Below are 17505 nucleotides of genomic sequence, written 5' to 3' on the forward strand. Positions count from 1 at the left end.
TGCTGTGTTTTAAACGAGACTTTCGTTTAAAACACTTCTTCAAGAAAATGTAAGATCGTTCTTTTCGTTCTGAAATAATGGCTAATAAAACTAGAAAGACTGGCTAAAATTGTAATATGGCCAGTTTTAGGAATCACGGCGATATGGCTGTGATTTCCACTTTGTCTTAATGCACGATCCAAATCTAATGTATTTTCTTTGCCGACAAGCTGATCATTTTCAGCCATGAGCAAGTAATGTTTAATACTATTTTGGTTGACGAAATAGTATGGCATCACCTCTTGATAAGAAATACTTTGGTCAAAAGCATCTTCAGCTAGTGGGTCACCCTTATAATCAAAATGATAAGGTCCGGCTAAACCAAAAATTGCCTTAATATTGCCTAAACACTGAATAGGGTTTGGTTTTGGATGATAAACAGCAGACATGACATTAAATGCCCCTGCCGAGTGCCCCATAAGTACAATATTTTCTGTAGAGATTTCCAGCTTTTCTTGGTTTTGATGTAAATAATTCAATGCCTGAGTCAAGTCATCAACAAAACTTGGAAAAATATTTTTAGGCGCTAATTGATAGTTAATAACTGCAACGTCATAACCTTCTTTAGCAAATGTTTCGCCAATAAAAAGATAATCTCGCTTATTACCATGCTGCCAAGCACCACCATGTACAAAAACGATAAGCGGCTGATGTGCTAGTTTTTTAACAGATCGGTAAATATCCAAACGGTGACGCGGTTTTAAACCATAACGGACATTGGCAACCTGTTCAAAACCATCTTTAGGCGTAAAACGGTTTAAAACAAAACTCCCCAAATCATAAAGGCGGAACTCTTTATAAAGAGTTCGCGCCTGTTCAATTTTGCTTTGTAGTTGTTCAATCAGATTCATATATTACTGTGCATTCGAAGCTGGATCTGTTTGGTCAGGATCAATTGCAACAGGAGTTTGAACTGTTGGTTGAGCAATGACGTTATTAATAACCGGAGTAGCCGTTGCACTTGCAGTACTCGCTGCTGGTGCAGGCGCTAAGTCAACGTTATCAATTAAAGTAACAATTTTAGTTACGTTACCCACATTTTGTAAGACACTATTCAAATCATTAATTTCAGCAGTATTTAAACGTCCCATGACATAAAGTACGCCGTCTTCGGTATGTACGAGAACCTTACTATCAGAAACTACAGGTGCCTTCATTAAAAGCGCACGTGTATTGGCAGTTACACCCGCGTCTTGCATAATCGTGTTGTAGCTGACTTTATTACCAACGGTAATGTAGTTATGTACAGCTTTCACATCGCTCATGGCTTTAAGATTATCTTCTGCCAATTGTTTTAAATATGGGTCTGGCACTTGTCCTGTTAATAAAACAGTGCTGTGGAAGCTTTCGATATTAATACGTGACTGCTTAAAGCGTTGATCAAGTTTATAAAGGTTGATATTTGCTGTACGTTTAATTGAAGAGTCAATGAACACTTGGCCCAGACTGCGGACACCGCTATCTGTTCCGACTGGAGCTGTGCCTGTTCCACCAGAAATAAAACTTGCGCAACCCGATAAACTTGCGACACAAAGCATTGTTACAGCAATACGGTTTAACACTCCACCAGACTCCTATCAATCTTTTCTTGGCTTGATCATAAAGCATCAGACTTAAATTTGCTCAAAAGAGTAATGAACTCTTAATCCAAAGTAAATGCATTTTCGATCCATTGCAGATCATAATGGAATTTCGAAAAGTCTTGCTGTACTGTTTTTGCAATTTTCTGTGGAAAATCAAAACAAATCACATCAAAACGACAATAAAATTCCTGATAAGATGGATAGCGCTGTAAAAAACGCATCGCAGTTTTGATAATTTTCTTCCGCTTTGTCCATGTCACCATTTCACAAGCTTGTCCATAATTTCCTATAGTACGTGCCTTTACCTCCACAAAAACCAGTTCTTGTCCTCTTTTAACAATCAAGTCTACTTCACCACGGCGTGAATGGTAGTTGCTGGTCACCCACACATAGTTTTGTGCTTGTAACAGGTTTAATGCCGTTTGTTCTGCCCATTTACCCAACTGCTGTGCTAATAACATTTTTATCTTCCCCAAGTTAAAAGTAGCATCACATATTTTTATGCTTAAGTTTTTGTTAAATCTCTCTGTATTTTCTGACTTAAATTGAACAAATGAAAATCACTTCATTTTCGAAAAGCCAAGGTTAGCAGACATTGTTCACGCCCAAATCATAATTTCGGGTAAACTACCCGATTAAAATTGTTTATCTGTACGGAGTAAAACCAAATGAGTGCTCAGTTATTCGTTGTAGCCACCCCAATCGGGCACTTAGATGATATGACTTTCCGTGCAATTGATATTTTAAAATCAGTTTCTATTGTCGCTGCCGAAGATACACGTCAATCAGCACAACTATTTAAGCACTATAATATATCGACTCAACTTACTGCATGTCATGATCATAATGAAAGCAATAAAATTGAGCAGTTAGTTCAAAGATTACTTGCGGGCGACAATATTGCTTTAATTAGTGATGCAGGTACGCCGCTTATTAGCGACCCCGGTTTTAAATTAGTTCGTGCTGCTCAAGAACATGGTATTAGAGTTGTGCCTGTGCCTGGTGCATGTGCGGCAATTGCTGCTTTAAGTGCAGTTGGTTTACCAAGTGACCGTTTTAGTTTTGAAGGCTTTTTACCATCAAAAGCTTCTCAACGTATTTCTCAATTGGAAAAACTCAAAAATGAAACTCAAACCTTAATTTTCTATGAAGCACCCCACCGTATTTTAGAATGTGTAAAAAATATGGCAGAGGTATTTGGTGAAAATCGCCCAGTTGGTTTCGCACGTGAAATCACTAAAACCTTTGAAACGATCAAAAAAATGACCTTAAAAGACTTGGTCAGCTTTATTGAAAACGACCATAACCAAGAAAAAGGTGAAATTGTACTTGTAGTTGGCGGCGCACCAGAAAAAACAGATCTTGAACAAGAAAAACTAGATGAGCTTTTAAAACGCTTACTTCAAGACTTATCAGTTAAAGCAGCATCTCAACTTGCTGCCGATTTAACAGGTATTAAGAAAAAAGTTGCTTATCAACGTGCGCTTGAGTTAACCCAATCTTAAACTTATCTCAATATTTGTTTTGCTGACTGAACAATCGTTTCAGTCAGTGCATCAAGTTGCTTCGACTGCCTTTTCCAATGATGCCAATATAAAGGAATATCAAGTTGCGCCTCAGGCATAATATCAACAAGTGTTCCATTTTCGAGTAATGGTTGAACCTGTAGCTCGGGCACCATGCCATACCCTAAACCTAGTTGAATTGCTTTAACGAAAGCATCTGTTGCTGGAATAAAACTATAAGGATAACTTTGCATCGGTAAACCGTATCCTTTTAATAAAACCTCCGAATGCATTAAATCTTTATGGTTAAAAATAACTGCCGGCGTTTTTCTTAAAGCTTCTCGGTTAATTCCACCACTAAACCACCGGTTTACAAACTCGGCCGATGCCAGCATTTTATAGCGCATTTTACCAAGAAGCTGAGCTAAGCAACCCACCATAACTTGCTCTTCTGCTGTAATACATGCATTGACCTGTCCCGTTTCAAGCAAAGTATGTGTGTGAGATTGATCGTCAATTTTTAGTTCTAATACAATTTTTTCTTTAAAAAGCGTTTGCTGAATACATGGTAAAAGCCAAGTGGCTAATGAGTCTGCATTCGAAGCCAAAGCAATTTTATAAAATTCAGATTCGGAAGATTTCCCCATTAAACCTTGTAATAAATTTTGCTCCATCAGTCTGGTATGACGTAAATGTTGCAATAAAGTTTGCCCTGCTTGAGTGAGTACGCAGGGACGCCCACGTATGATTAGGATCTGCCCTAAATATTTTTCTAAGGCCTGTACACGTAACGATACTGCCGACGGAGTAATATATAAATGCTCACCTGCTGCATCAAAACTCCCTACTTCTGCTACAGCCAGAAAAGCTTCACATTGTTTACTATCGAGCATATCAAACCTAAATTATTTTTAGCCAAACCTAAATATTCTTAATTTTACTTATTTTTTAATAAAAAGACAGATAATTCCCCCATCTGATTTTTTCAAACTTACTTATTGTCATGTTATCTCTTAGTATATTTTTTAAAGGTTTCGGTATTGGTAGCGGGCTTATTGTCGCCATTGGAGCTCAAAATGCTTTTGTTCTAAAACAGGGTCTGAAACAACAATACGTATTTTGGCTATGTTTAATTTGTGCATTGTCTGATTCGATTCTAATCGCTTTTGGTGTATTAGGTTTTGCCGAAATCATGACTGCATCACCAATCCTAATTACTGTTGCCAAATATTTAGGGGCAGCGTTTTTATTAGTCTACGGTGCAAAAGCATTCTATGCTGCATTTAAAACTACCCAAGGCATGGAGCTTGATAACGGTCAAAAACAGACTTTAACCCAAGCATTAGTGACCTGTCTTGCCTTTACTTGGCTTAACCCCCACGTCTATTTAGATACTATTGTTTTGATTGGTTCTGTAGCAACCCAGCTAGAAGATAAAATTAGCTTTGCTTTAGGCAGTATTCTTGCTTCTTGGATCTTCTTTTTCAGTTTAGGTTATGGTGCAAAATTATTGAAGCCGTTATTTACCAATCCTAAAGCTTGGAAAATTTTAGATTTCATTATTGGATGTATTATGTGGTGTATTGCCCTAACACTTTTGTTTTAATGGCTTAAAAGTAAAAAAGGATCCTATAAAAGATCCTTTTTTATTGCTCTTTATGATGCTTCACTGCCAAGCACAACTCTTGCCTGTTTTCTTTCTTGCTGTGACTGTTTTATAACAGCGTAGCCGGAGGATACTCCCAAGTAAGCAATGACAAAGGCAACCAATAAATCGGGAAATACACTGCCTGTTCCAAACACTCCAACCGCCGCTAAAATTACAGCAATATTGGCAATTGAGTCATTTCGACTACACAACCAAACAGAGCGCATATTGGCATCACCATCACGAAATGCATAAAGCATAAGGGCGACAGAAACATTAGCAATTAAGGCTATTACTCCAATTGCCCCCATGACCATTGGTTCCGGTGGAACTCCATAAAAATATGACCAGACCACTTTCGTAATGACAAAAACACCGAAAGCTGCCATCGTTATTCCTTTAAGTAGTGCCGCTGTCGCACGCCAATATAAACTCATCGAAAGAACGACTAAAGATAATGCATAGTTTGCTGCATCTCCGGCAAAATCTAATGCATCTGCCCAAAGTGAAACAGATTGGGCTTTGTATCCCCCCAAGATTTCAACCACAAACATTAAGGCATTAATTACAAGCGCAATCCATAACGCTTTTCTAAAACGTGGACTGACTTTCTTGGTAGGAGAGCATGTTGAAGCACAACCACATCCAGCCATTTTATTTCCTCAAAAACTCTTTTATAGTGATTAAAAACCCTTGAGTAACTCCAGAGTCAAGTCTTATGAGTCTTTCTATTGGTCAATTATCAAAAAAAGCGGGTATTCCAATTGATACGATCCGTTATTACGAAAAAGTAGGTGTGCTGGACCATATTCAGCGCTCAGAAAATAATTATCGCGTTTATACAGAGCAAACCCTTGCGGACCTTTTATTTATTAAGCATTGCCGTGAATTAGATATTTCTCTCAACGATATTAAAACGTTAAAAGAAATGAAAGCTCAACCGAAACAGGCTTGTACAGAAGTTGATAATTTGGTGAATAAATACTTGATTGAAGTATCTGAAAAAATCGAACGATTATTACTTTTAAAAGAATCTTTAATTGATTTAAAACAACACTGTTCTACCAATCGAACAGTAGATGAGTGTGGGATTTTGAAAGAACTTCAAAGCGCTCCTTAAAAATAAAAAAGCATCACTCTTGTGATGCTTTTTAGAATTAATGGTCACTATGCTCATCTGGAGGAACTTCGGTAATTCTTCCCCCTCGAGCTAGAAATGCGGCAACTTCATCTTCCAACGCTTGGCGCTGTTTTTGTTTAGCAGTCACAGTCAGCGTTTCTGCCTCCGCAATGTCAGTATCATTAATACTGCTTGCTTCTTCATCAGCTGCACCGCTTTCGGCCGCTTTCGCTTCATCTTCATCTACAGCAGAATCTTCTGCATCTTCATAATCATTGATATCTGACATTTCACACTCCCCACAATGACTTTTATTGCATCATCGCTATGGTCCCAAGACCTCAGAAATTTAGCAATCTCTTTGCATTTAGCAAAGAGCCAAAATGGTCAAATCCGTAGTTTTTTTGACCGAATTGGTAATGATATATAAATGATTGTTTAAAAAATATCTACTGATATTTTTTTAGACCAGTAGAGCATAAACTACGTAATTATTTTAACGACTATACTGGGTGTTTTGTAAAGCCCCTAAACCATTTGCTTGTTGCATAAAACGCTCCTTTAGGAACGAAATTTGTTCAACTTGCTTGAGTCCCATATTTCGAACCCAAATAAATGGAAATAGCTCACTGCTTTCTAGCCAGCCAATTGCTGACATGCTATGCATCATTGCATCATTCTGGCCTTTACGGCGATGTTCATAACGCAACAATGTCTGTTCATTTGCCCATACACCACGTGCTAAGTCATGTAGTAGTGCATCACAGAGTACAGCTGCATCTAGACAGCCAATATTTACCCCTTGTCCAGCAAGTGGATGAATAACATGTGCTGCATCTCCAATTAAAGCTAAACCAGCTTTAACATATTGTTTTGCAGCGCGAGCTTTAAGCGGGAATTGTGCTCTTGAACGAACATCTAACACTTCACCTAACATATGTTGGCTTTCTCGAGTTAAAAGCTGCATAAATTCATGATCAGTTAAAGCTGAATATTCATCGGCATAATCATCAGGTAGTGTCCAGACAATGGATTGCCAGTATCCATTCTCACTTTCTTCAAGGCTAGCCATCGGCAAATATGCTAAAGGGCCGGTCGGTAAGAAAATTTGGCGAGCCACATAATTGTGGGGTTTAGACGTTTTAATGGCACAACTAATCGCTGCTTGCTTGTAATCTAATACGTCTAGATCAATAAAAGCCTGTTCTCGTACAAATGAATTGGCGCCATCAGCACCAATAAGCAGCTTAGTTTTAAGTGTAGTACCATCTGCCAATTGAATATGCCAACACCCCACACCCTGCTCAATACGAGTCACACGAACCTGAGTGCGATAATCTGTTAGTTGCTCAAGCATTTTTTGTTGAATAGCAACATTCAATACACTTGGCTCAACCATAGAACCCAAGGACTGCTCCGGCATTGGTCTTTGTATGGACTCATGACCAAAATTAATTTCACCATAGCCATTCAGATTCCACACCTGCATGCCCGTATAAGGCATTTGACGTGCCAGATCATCCCAAACATTGACAGTTTTAAGTAAATGAATGGTCGCTTGGCTGAGGGCTAAAACACGCGGGTTCATCACACCCAGTGTCTTTTCAACATCCAGTACAGGAGCAGCATCAAGCACAGTAGGCTGTACACCGCCTTGGGCAAGCAATAAAGCAGTTAAACCACCAACCAGTCCACCACCAACAATGACAACATCTAAGATTTCACTCATGCTTTTAGCCCCATTGCATAGTTCGCTACCAGTGGCTTAACACCCGGAATGACATCAAATGCAATTAATCCCGTATTACGAATTAATTTTAATAATGGATTTTGGTTACTAAAACCACGAACCACAGTGTCACAGAACTTAATCACTCGTTGTTGGTCTGACAAACGGGCTTGTTCATAGGCAAGTAAATTATCAGGGTTACCAATATCATCAGAAGCGGTTAGCTGGTTCACTAAATAACGCACCAAAACATCCGCATCACGTAGGCATAGGTTAAAGCCCTGTCCGGCAACAGGATGGATGGTATGCGCTGCATTACCCATTAAAATAACGCGACCTACAGCTTGTTTATGTGCAAGCACTTGCGAAAGTGGATAACTAAAACGTTTGCCGGTTTTTTCAAATTTACCCGCTCGGTCACCGTAAGTTTGTTGTAAAGCATTTAAGAAGTGCTGATCATTTTCATCGCCTAACCACTCACCTTCTGTGCCTTTTTTTACAGGCCATACAACCGAACGGCGGTATTCACCCGGTAAAGGCAATAAAGCTAAAGGACCTAATGCACTAAAACGCTCAAATCCTACTTGGTCATGAGGTTTTGAGGTCTGAACAGTTGTAACAATTGCAACCTGATCATAATCATGAACATCAACACCGACGCCAATTGCCTGACGACAAAAAGAGTCACGTCCATCTGCTGCGATTAGTAGTTTTGACTCAAGTTTTAAGACTTCGTCTCCACGCTTGGCTTCAATATGTACTTGTTCAGCATCTTGAGTTAAAGCAGTCACCTGTACGCCATCAATCAGCTCAATCAAAGGCTGCTGACGTACTTGAGTCAATAAAACACGGCCAAGCCAAGCATTTTCAATCACTTGCCCAAAGCTTTCGACTTTTTCTTGTTCTGCAATTAAGCGCGCCTTACCAAAACTACCTTGTTCAGTAATGTGAACTTGTAGAATTGGAGTCGCATGTTGCTGTAATGCATCCCACAACCCCAGCTTTTGGTAAATCTGTACACTACGACGCGATAAAGCGGTATTACGCGCATCAAAACTAGAATGATAAGGAGCAACATTTTGATCATCATAGTTTGGGTATTTCACAGCCTCTAACAGCTTTACTGCAATATTAGCCTTCGCCAGCATGAGTGAAAGGCTAAGTCCAACCATTCCCCCACCTACAATAATCACTTGTTGTTGCATCGAGTTGTGCTCCTTTGGCGAATACGTTTAATTATGATTTAGCTTGCGCCATTAAATGTTCAATATCTGCAATATTTTTAACTACATCAGCAGTTAAAACTCGTGGACCTTTCGATGTTGCGACTACATCATCTTCAATACGAATACCAATACCACGCCATTTTTTATCTACAGTTTCATCGTCTGGTGCGATGTATAAGCCTGGTTCAACGGTAACGACCATACCTTCTTCATATTGACGCCAGTCTTCACCTTTTTTGTAAGATCCGACATCATGTACATCCATACCTAACCAATGGCCTGTACCGTGCATATAAAATTGACGGTATGCTTCGGTTTCGATGAGTTCTTTAACATCCCCGTTGAGCAGACCTAAATCCACTAAGCCTTCAGTTAAAATTTTAACTGCTACTTCATGGGGCTCACGGTATGAATTACCAATACGTACTGCATCAATGGCAGCGTATTGGGAAGCCAATACAACTTCATATAATGCTTTTTGCTCAGCACTAAACTTACCATTTACCGGGAAAGTACGGGTAATATCTGACGCATAGAATTCATATTCACATGCAGCATCAATTAAGACCAAATCACCATCTTTGAGTGATTGGTTATTTTCAACATAGTGCAAAATACAAGCATTGGCGCCGCCACCGACAATACTGTTATAAGACGGGACACAGCCATTTTGCCCAAAAATATAATTGAGTTCGGCTTCAAGTGCATATTCCATCATACCTGGACGCACCATTTGCATCGCACGGGTATGTGCCTTGGCACTAATTTTTGAAGCAATCTGCATCAACTCAAGTTCTTGTGGTGACTTGATTAAACGCATTTCATCCAAAATACGGTCGAGCTGAATCAGTTGAGCCGGAGCACCTTGATGTCGGTGCTCAGCATCTGCTTTTTTAATCCACTGACTTACCCGTGCATCAAATGCAGCATTTTGCCCAATCCGATAATAAAGACGCTCTTTATTTAATAACTTTTCAATAATTTCTTCATCAAGCAGATCAATTGCATAGGCTTCATCTGCATCATAGTCTTCAATCGCGCCATCAATTCCGGCACGGTAACCATTCCAGATTTCCATCTCGCGGTTACGTTCACGGCAGAAAAGACTATAACTATAGTCAGTTACATCCTCAAAGGTTTCAATAACTGCAACTGCTTCAGGCTCAGCAAAGCCCGTCAAATAGAAAAAACTACTATCGGCACGGAATTTATAATCCGCATCACGATTACGGTACATCTCCTCACGCGTTGCAATAATTGCAATACTGTTAGGACCCATTTTTTCTGCCAGACGGTCTCTACGATGTTGAAAATCAGCTTGAGGCAATTTCATAATGATCTACTTGATTTAGAATTTTAAAGTCAAAAAATAAAATACAACCAATAACACATCGCCTCAATTAGCTTGGGCGATGTGGTGTGAACATTTCTACAATATTCTGATCTGTACCTAGAGCAGCAGTTTTACTTTTTGCATGAAAGTTTTTCAATAAAGAACTTTCAGCTACAGTGATTTTTTTTCTGCCAATAGACAAGCTCACCGGGATTAAGCGTACAAATTCATACAATTCTTCGTAACTGCTTTCGCCTTCCTCATCATTGTCAGAATCTTCAAATTCGACTGCTGCAACATCTTGAAGGTGTTCGATCAATTCGCGCTCATCACCGCGCACATGACCAGATGCTAAACCGAAACCTAATACAACACCTGCACACCAATCAGATAATGCTTGCACACGTTCTTGAAGTAGATGTTCATCGTCTGGAAGCATTGGTAGATAATCTAATTCGTCTTCCGATAAAGCATGAACTACATCTTCTGCTTCGTCAGTTAAAAGTGCTAAAGCATCTTCACTTAACTCTGGCACATTAAGGGTTGTTAAAATTTGTGACCATTCTTCACGCGTAGGCGCTTCTGTCACACAAACAATACCTGTTAACAGACCATGTAACTCACTAGGGCTTGAAATTTCTTCAATTCCTTCAAAATGAGCGTTCCAATCTGTCCAGCCTGAAATATCGTCTTGCATTCGTTTATCCAATCTCTATACTTTGTATATATTACCTTTGATTGCAATTCTGTGCGACCTCGTTATGTTAGAACAATTACAGCGGCTACAAGCGCATATTAGCGTTTTAAAAACACGCTTACATCATTTAGAGAGTGAACATGCGGCCCTCTCAGAAGCTAAAGAACTGGCTGAAACAGAGCATCACGCACAAGTTGTGCAAAAAAATAGTATTATCACTAAAAAACAAGAGGAAATTGAGTCGGTAACTGAGCAACTCACTCAGTTAAAAGGCCAATTTCAACAGTTGAATCAAGATGCTAACACACTTGCTGAACGTTATAGCCGATTAGAAAAGAGCACGACTGATTTAAAAAATCGTTTTCAGGAAATTCTTGCTGAACGCAATGAATTACGTGTTGCAAAAGAAAAGTTACAAGCCCACCAGCGTCAAACCCAGCAAGAGCTGCATGATTTACAACAAGATCGTGATCGTTTGTTACAAAAAAATGAGCTTGCCAAATCAAAAGTTGAAGCGATCATTCAACGTTTGGGAATTTTAGGCACCGCTCAAGATCAACATGCCCAAGAAATCCAGCAGCTTGCCCATCCTAATGCTGAAACTGGTGAGGAGACCCAATCATGAGTGAACAAGTCATGGTAGAGCTTAGGCTGATTGAGCAGACTTTTAGACTCGCTACTACCGCAGATAAAAAAGATGAACTTGAACGTGCAGCACAGCTACTCAATGAGAAGTTTAATGATATGCGCCGTAGTGCCCCACGTGTTGAGCACAACAAACTAGTCATTATGGTTGCCCTACAGTTAACTCAAGAAGTGCTGAGCCTTAATAAATCTTTGCAGGAATACACTCATTGCGAACGCCTCTTGCAAACAATTTTAGAAGAAGTTGAACAAGTAGTTTAATCAACTTCTATCAATACAAAAATGCCTTGTATTCTAAAACATAGATGCAAGGCATTTTTATTGAGAGTAAAACTCCAGTTGAATATGATTTTCTGTACTCTAATGTACAAAGCTTCATCAAACGCAAACTAAGTTTACAGTTCCATAAACTCAAGTGATTGCCATCAGGGTCAGATCGGTTATACTTAAGCTATCTCTGGGATGTTCGCCAGCGGGTCTATTCCCCTGCCGATACTTAAACTTATGGATTGCGTTCTGTATATTTAGAGTGTATGCCTACCTTCGAGTAGGAAACCCAGCAAGTATACGTCGCGTCCACCTTGAACTCATCGGGTTCAGGGTAACGACACATGCAGCGGCATCTTCGGAGCATTTATTTTAATATAAAAACAATAACTTACGACAAGACGTATCAATTTAAAAACCTATTATTTTTCACCCAATTAATCAAAAATAGGCTTATAGTAGGCTTTAAAAATATTGTGGTATATTGCTGCGTATCGTTTCGTACTTTTTAAGTCATCATGACCCAAAGATATAAGCTTACTAAAACATTTATCGATAGCATCCCCCTCGAAGAAAGCGGAAGTAAATTTTATCGTGACTCAGTTACTATTGGTTTTGGCTTAATTGCAACAAAGTCAAAAACCTATTTTGTTGAAACGAGAATGCCTGACGGCCGAAACAAAAGAAAGTCTATTGGTAAACATGGTGTATACACACTTGAGCAAGCACGTACAGAAGCTAAAAAGATATTGTTAATGATGCACCAAGGCATTGATCCGGTTGCTCAAAAAAGACAATTAAAGAATGACTTTAAATCCGAAAAAGAAGCAAATGAATTAATCCCAACGCTTGAACAAGCCTATGAAGTCTACAAAAGTAAAAAGAAGCTAAGCGCTAATACGATCAATGCTTACGACCGATGTGCTAATGATTATTTTAAAGATTGGAAAGACATCAAAATTACTGAAATTTCTCAGAAAATGACTTTAAACAAGCATATGGATTTATCTGTGCGGAGTTTAGCGCAAGCAAATCTTGCAATGAAGTTTCTATCTGCTGTCTACAACTTCAACGCTTCAATTCTATATAACGATAATGATGAAAAAATTATCACAGAAAAAAGCCCTGTTGGAGTTATTTACAAAGAGAAGAAATGGAACAAGATAAAACGTCGTAAGGGATATATTCGAGCAGACCAAATACACGACTGGTCACTTGCCGTGTGTACGACTTGGTGGGCAGGCAATCAAAATTTAAATCATCGCGCCTACACAAATCAGGACTTCTTACTCCTATTGATCCTAACCGGATTCCGAAGAGAAGAAGGTGAAACACTAGAATGGGCAAATGTTGACTTAAAATATGGAACTATAAAAATTCAGGATCCGAAAAATCATGAAGACCTTCTCCTACCGATGGGAGAAATGCTTTGGTATGTCTTGGCAGAACGTAAAAAGCTTGCTGGCAATAATAAGTACGTTTTCGCTGGAGATACCCTAGATTCACATATCGTTGATAAGCGGGAAGCTCGTCATACGATAACTGAAGCAACTGGTATTGAATTTACATTTCATGATTTGCGGAGAACCTTCGGAACTATTGCAAATAGTCTAGCGATTGGTAGTTACACAATTAAAAAACTCATCAATCACATGGTTGGTGATGATGACAACGATGTAACCGATGGATATGTTCAAGTGACTTTTGACGATCTTCGAAAAGCTATGAATATGATTGAAAATGTTGTGTTATCTGATATTTCAAAAGCTTTGATCAAAAACCGCATTTACTTTGAACAAAAATCAATAAGGAATATGCAAGAAAAGTGGATTGAGCATAACAATATTATTATAAGCAGATATCATGAATAGCTAGGCTTAAGATAGCCCTAAATATTAAATCACTTACTAGACATTGAGAATTAGCAAATGAAAGATTGGGTTTACTTTTATATCCAGCACACAATTAAATATGGTGAACCATTTTATAAAGAGACAGGCTGGTCCTTGGGCTTACAGAATAATTATATAGTTATGAGTGTGGTAAGAAGCTAAATAAAGAGAAACTTTGCATATAGCAAGTAGTTCATGTTAATAGTTAAACGATATAAACAAGTATAGTTTATCCATTTCATTAAACATTATTATTCATAATTTTCAAAAAAGGCATATTTATGAAAGGCGCAATAAAAGTTTATTTAAGAAATTTAGCAAAAAATCATCTAATAATCTTTGCTTTTGGCTTTCTTGGTTTATTAATTTTAGCAGGAACTATCATTATTAATGTGTTCTGGGGCGGTTGTGTTAGGCTTCCTTTAGCACAAGACAATGCAACAATTAAAGATTATATGACGTTATATCTATCAATGTTGAGTGTGGTTGCAACTTTATTTGCAAGCTTTGTAGTTATTTATGCCTATGATATTTGGAAAGAGCAACACAATAAAACTGTATTAGCAGAAGAGGCTAAAATAATTTGGAAAGAGATCAACGAAGCTTCACATAATTTCACAGCAATTAGAGGTTTAAAAGACTTAAATTTTTTAACTGAAACGTATGTTAACGATAGTCAAAGAATTAAAATACATGTTGATAGAGCAATGGAAACAATTATAAATTCTACTCAGAAGACTATCTATCTAGGGAAATTATCAGATAATCCTCAATTTAACGAAAATTTACACTCAATTGCTCCGCACCTAAAAACTTTTGGTGAAAACTTCAAACATGCCTATACAAATAAGGTAACTGTTGATGATTTTTATAAGATGCAAGAAGAAAGTTATAAAAACATTTTAAGAGAATTGAATAAAACTTTAAAAGAATTAGAGGCATACATACTCATAAAATAGATTTGAAACTTTTTTATTAGATATGCTTTCTTAGTTAACAATTTAGCAAATGTTTTCTATGAAACTGTATTGTTTTTACAAAACTTCGATGGGAAAGTATATTTAGAAGTAGACTTGAAGAAGAATTAGACATGTGCGCAAACTACGAACCTATTTCAAAAGACCGGGTACACCTACTAGATCTCTTCGAGCCTACGTTTGACTATAAAGCCGATATTTATCCGGGTTACGACTGTCCTCTTATATTTTCTAAAGATGGCCATATTGAATGGCGACAAGTAAAGTTTGGCATGATTCCACCTTGGAATCATGACCTAAAGTTTTCAAAATATACATATAACGCTAGAACTGAAACGGTAGATAAAAAGCCGAGCTTCCGACATGCTTGGGCTAAAAGCCAATTTGCACTAATACCAGTCGAAAAGATTTATGAACCACGTTATGTGAATGGGAAAGCTGAACGCTGGGGAATTTATCGTGAAGACGGCTTACCTTTTACAGTTGCTGCTATTTATGATTCGACTGTGATTGATGGTCAACAAGTTAGATCAATGTCTATGCTTACAATCAATGCTGATAATCACCCTTTCATGTCGCAGTTTCATAAACCAGAAGATGAGAAAAGATCTATCATCATTATTCCTGAAGAGTATCGAGAAGATTGGCTAAACTGTAAAAAAGAAGAGGCTGATCAATTTTTCTTTGAGCTGCCTCTAGGTGAATTTACAGCAGTTAATTGCATGCGAAAAAGATAGGCTTTCCTTCTTGTTGATTTTCAAAAAGAAGTCATATAAATTATTTTTCTAAACTTTAGAAAAATCTATTACTTATGAAAGACGCTTTTATTTCTTTTTACGAAAATCACGAAGATGATTATTTAAAATCTATTTGGAACAGCCCCAATACAAGATTCATTTTGGATACTAATGTTTTATTAAGCCTTTACTCATTTCAGAAAGAATCTAGAGAAGATTTTATAAATATTTTGAAATTCTTAAATTCAAGACTATGGATTCCTTACCATGTTGCACTTGAGTTCCAAAGGAACAGATTGAAAGTTATAAAAAATCACAGAATTTATATTCAAGATATGCAAAAAGAGACCGATGATTTTTTAGACTCAATTTCATTTGATGATAAAATTCTCCATACATTTAAAAATAAATTTACTAGTAAAACCAAGCATCTAAATATTTACACTAAAATAGAGGATATAATTAATAATATCTCATCAGAAATTGAAGACGTTAAAGATTTACTCAAAGAGGAAGTCGGTAAGATTAGAGACTTAATAACTGATATAGATCAAGATAAAATTTACTTAACCTCAAAAGATTATATAAGAGAAGAGTTTGACTACATTTTTAGTGGAAATAGTCTGGGTAACAATATTTTTGATACTCAAGCTAAACTGGATGAGATCTTCAGGAATGGTGAGAATCGCTATAAAAATATGACTCCTCCTGGTTATAAAGATGAAAAGGTCAAAGAAAATGAAGTTTTTACATTTAATGGCTTAACATATAAGTCTAAGTTTGGCGATTTATTAATATTTAAACAAATTATCGAATATTCAAAAGACCCCAACATTAAAAATATAATTTTTATTAGTGAAGATGTAAAAGAGGATTGGAGAATAGTCGAGAATTTGAATGGAAAGAAAATTCTTGGCGCTAGACCTGAATTAAAACAAGAGATATTTATAGAATCATCTGTAGATGACTTTTATATTTTCGACATCAATAATTTTTTAAAATATACTACTTCATTCCTAAACGTCGGACTAAACCCAAGTTCAGTAGATGATATCAAAAATTCACTTTCAGTTAATGAAACTTATCAAGATGTGGAAGATTTTTTTACTGAAAATTCAGATATAAATAATATATTAAAAAAAGAAATTAAAAATATTATTCAAAATCATCCTAATCTTAATCTTTCATTTGATCCTTTATTACTTAAAGATTTAAGTGATTTAAATTTAAAAATTGAGAATTTAAATAAGTTAGAAATTATTAATTTGGAAAATATAAAATTACCCAATTTTCCTTTTTTCGATAAGAAGTACGAAGAAATTAAAGAGTATGTTATTAAGTGTAATGCAGTAATTGAACATATTAATAACCCATCTAATAAACCTAAAATAGAGGGATTTTTAGAGTTACTTCAAAGGCTTATACGGGTCGTCAACTTACTAATTGACATAGATACTAATGCTAGATGATGAATTTCCGACCAAATGCACAATAATGTGCGACAAGTTGTGACTAGTCATTATTTATCCACAACTTTTTAAATTTGAAATTTAACTAAGCTCTAGCATATCATCTTGAATATGTTACAAATTCAAGTTAGGGGGTATTCTATGAGCGAAATTGCACCATCCATTATCCAGATAAAACCGTACCTCACACAAGGGGCTGTTTTATCTGAAGCCTTATTAATCAAGCAAGTTATACCAACTACTCACATGCTTGTCCCCTATGCTCTAGAGAAGATTTCAGCAGGTTTTCCCAGCCCAGCACAAGATTACATCGACAAAGCTCTCGATATGAATGAGCACCTAATTAAAAATGAAACTGCAACTTTTATTGTCAAAGTTGCTTCCCTTTCAATGCTGAATGCAGGTATTGATATTGATGACGAACTAATTGTCGATCGCAGTCTCGATGCAAAACACGGCGATATTGTCGTGGCACTAATCGATAATGATTTTACAGTTAAGCGCCTAATGATTGATGAAAAAGGCAAATGGCTAAAAGCAGAAAATCCCGACTATAAAAATATTTATCTATTGGATGGCCAAGAATTAATAATTTGGGGCGTTGTTACCTACATCATTAAAATGATAAGAAATTAGTC

General features: G+C 37.1%; 20 protein-coding genes and 1 other RNA gene. 11 read left to right on the forward strand and 10 right to left on the reverse strand.

The window, feature by feature from the left end:
- Positions 1–26: 26 nt before the first annotated feature.
- The 3 genes from KTI78_RS02525 to KTI78_RS02535 all read right to left on the reverse strand — a co-directional run bounded on the left by KTI78_RS02525 (position 27) and on the right by KTI78_RS02535 (position 2083).
- On the reverse strand, positions 27–890 hold the full coding sequence (locus KTI78_RS02525) for an alpha/beta hydrolase (RefSeq protein WP_262445091.1): 864 nt from the start codon (positions 888–890) through the stop codon (positions 27–29).
- Between the two features lie 3 nt (positions 891–893).
- Positions 894–1601 (reverse strand): BON domain-containing protein, encoded by a 708-nt coding sequence (locus tag KTI78_RS02530; protein ID WP_016141852.1) that lies wholly within the window; start codon positions 1599–1601, stop codon positions 894–896.
- A gap of 80 nt (positions 1602–1681) precedes the next feature.
- Positions 1682–2083, reverse strand: coding sequence for a YraN family protein (locus KTI78_RS02535; RefSeq protein ID WP_224993171.1), 402 nt, complete (start codon positions 2081–2083; stop codon positions 1682–1684).
- Positions 2084–2290: 207 nt separating this feature from the next.
- Here KTI78_RS02535 and rsmI point away from each other — a divergent pair, with 207 nt between their 5' ends.
- Positions 2291–3127, forward strand: a complete 837-nt coding sequence (gene rsmI, locus KTI78_RS02540) for a 16S rRNA (cytidine(1402)-2'-O)-methyltransferase (RefSeq protein ID WP_081174889.1) — start codon at positions 2291–2293, stop codon at positions 3125–3127.
- Between the two features lie 2 nt (positions 3128–3129).
- On the opposite strand, the gene KTI78_RS02545 is transcribed toward rsmI, so the two are convergent.
- Complete coding sequence (locus KTI78_RS02545) at positions 3130–4020, reverse strand: LysR family transcriptional regulator ArgP (RefSeq protein WP_262445092.1); 891 nt, start codon at positions 4018–4020, stop codon at positions 3130–3132.
- Positions 4021–4130: 110 nt separating this feature from the next.
- Between KTI78_RS02545 and KTI78_RS02550 the strand changes: the two genes are divergently transcribed.
- Positions 4131–4733, forward strand: coding sequence for a LysE/ArgO family amino acid transporter (locus KTI78_RS02550; RefSeq protein ID WP_016141856.1), 603 nt, complete (start codon positions 4131–4133; stop codon positions 4731–4733).
- Between the two features lie 50 nt (positions 4734–4783).
- Here the strand turns inward: KTI78_RS02550 and KTI78_RS02555 are convergent, their stop codons facing one another.
- Complete coding sequence (locus KTI78_RS02555; RefSeq protein WP_224993168.1) at positions 4784–5428, reverse strand: cation transporter; 645 nt, start codon at positions 5426–5428, stop codon at positions 4784–4786.
- A 65-nt stretch (positions 5429–5493) separates the two neighbouring features.
- Here KTI78_RS02555 and KTI78_RS02560 point away from each other — a divergent pair, with 65 nt between their 5' ends.
- Positions 5494–5895: a Cd(II)/Pb(II)-responsive transcriptional regulator gene (locus tag KTI78_RS02560; protein WP_262445093.1), complete on the forward strand. Its 402-nt coding sequence runs from the start codon at positions 5494–5496 to the stop codon at positions 5893–5895.
- Between the two features lie 37 nt (positions 5896–5932).
- Here KTI78_RS02560 and KTI78_RS02565 read toward each other — a convergent pair whose 3' ends face one another.
- From KTI78_RS02565 to KTI78_RS02585, 5 genes are all read right to left on the reverse strand, one after another.
- The gene (locus KTI78_RS02565; protein ID WP_002117665.1) at positions 5933–6184 is read right to left on the reverse strand and encodes a hypothetical protein; all 252 of its coding nucleotides are present in this window, start codon (positions 6182–6184) and stop codon (positions 5933–5935) included.
- A gap of 207 nt (positions 6185–6391) precedes the next feature.
- Positions 6392–7624: an FAD-dependent monooxygenase gene (locus KTI78_RS02570; protein ID WP_262445094.1), complete on the reverse strand. Its 1233-nt coding sequence runs from the start codon at positions 7622–7624 to the stop codon at positions 6392–6394.
- The gene (gene ubiH / locus KTI78_RS02575; RefSeq protein ID WP_262445095.1) at positions 7621–8829 is read right to left on the reverse strand and encodes a 2-octaprenyl-6-methoxyphenyl hydroxylase; all 1209 of its coding nucleotides are present in this window, start codon (positions 8827–8829) and stop codon (positions 7621–7623) included. The genes KTI78_RS02570 and ubiH overlap by 4 nt, the downstream gene beginning before the upstream one ends.
- Before the next feature lie 31 nt (positions 8830–8860).
- Positions 8861–10183, reverse strand: a complete 1323-nt coding sequence (gene pepP / locus KTI78_RS02580; RefSeq protein WP_262445096.1) for a Xaa-Pro aminopeptidase — start codon at positions 10181–10183, stop codon at positions 8861–8863.
- A gap of 67 nt (positions 10184–10250) precedes the next feature.
- A complete protein-coding gene (locus tag KTI78_RS02585; protein WP_005802891.1) occupies positions 10251–10880 on the reverse strand; it encodes a UPF0149 family protein in 630 nt (209 codons plus the stop codon).
- Between the two features lie 64 nt (positions 10881–10944).
- Here KTI78_RS02585 and KTI78_RS02590 point away from each other — a divergent pair, with 64 nt between their 5' ends.
- The 8 genes from KTI78_RS02590 to KTI78_RS02625 all read left to right on the forward strand — a co-directional run bounded on the left by KTI78_RS02590 (position 10945) and on the right by KTI78_RS02625 (position 17503).
- Positions 10945–11505 (forward strand): hypothetical protein, encoded by a 561-nt coding sequence (locus KTI78_RS02590; RefSeq protein ID WP_016141862.1) that lies wholly within the window; start codon positions 10945–10947, stop codon positions 11503–11505.
- The gene (locus KTI78_RS02595; RefSeq protein WP_016141863.1) at positions 11502–11786 is read left to right on the forward strand and encodes a cell division protein ZapA; all 285 of its coding nucleotides are present in this window, start codon (positions 11502–11504) and stop codon (positions 11784–11786) included. Before KTI78_RS02590 ends, KTI78_RS02595 begins: the two co-directional genes overlap by 4 nt.
- A gap of 190 nt (positions 11787–11976) precedes the next feature.
- A non-coding RNA gene (gene ssrS, locus KTI78_RS02600) (6S RNA) lies at positions 11977–12161 on the forward strand.
- A gap of 149 nt (positions 12162–12310) precedes the next feature.
- Positions 12311–13663 (forward strand): tyrosine-type recombinase/integrase, encoded by a 1353-nt coding sequence (locus KTI78_RS02605; RefSeq protein ID WP_262445097.1) that lies wholly within the window; start codon positions 12311–12313, stop codon positions 13661–13663.
- 302 nt (positions 13664–13965) lie between these two features.
- Positions 13966–14643: a hypothetical protein gene (locus KTI78_RS02610; protein WP_262445098.1), complete on the forward strand. Its 678-nt coding sequence runs from the start codon at positions 13966–13968 to the stop codon at positions 14641–14643.
- A 131-nt stretch (positions 14644–14774) separates the two neighbouring features.
- A complete protein-coding gene (locus tag KTI78_RS02615; protein WP_262445099.1) occupies positions 14775–15398 on the forward strand; it encodes an SOS response-associated peptidase in 624 nt (207 codons plus the stop codon).
- 74 nt (positions 15399–15472) lie between these two features.
- Entirely contained in the window at positions 15473–16867 is a 1395-nt protein-coding gene (locus tag KTI78_RS02620; protein ID WP_262445100.1) for a PIN-like domain-containing protein, read from the forward strand.
- A gap of 141 nt (positions 16868–17008) precedes the next feature.
- Positions 17009–17503: a LexA family protein gene (locus KTI78_RS02625; protein WP_262445101.1), complete on the forward strand. Its 495-nt coding sequence runs from the start codon at positions 17009–17011 to the stop codon at positions 17501–17503.
- Positions 17504–17505: the final 2 nt, after the last annotated feature.

Origin of the sequence: Acinetobacter sp. WU_MDCI_Abxe161, from assembly GCF_025514355.1 — a bacterium.
GTDB classification, from domain to species: Bacteria; Pseudomonadota; Gammaproteobacteria; order Pseudomonadales; family Moraxellaceae; genus Acinetobacter; species Acinetobacter pittii_E.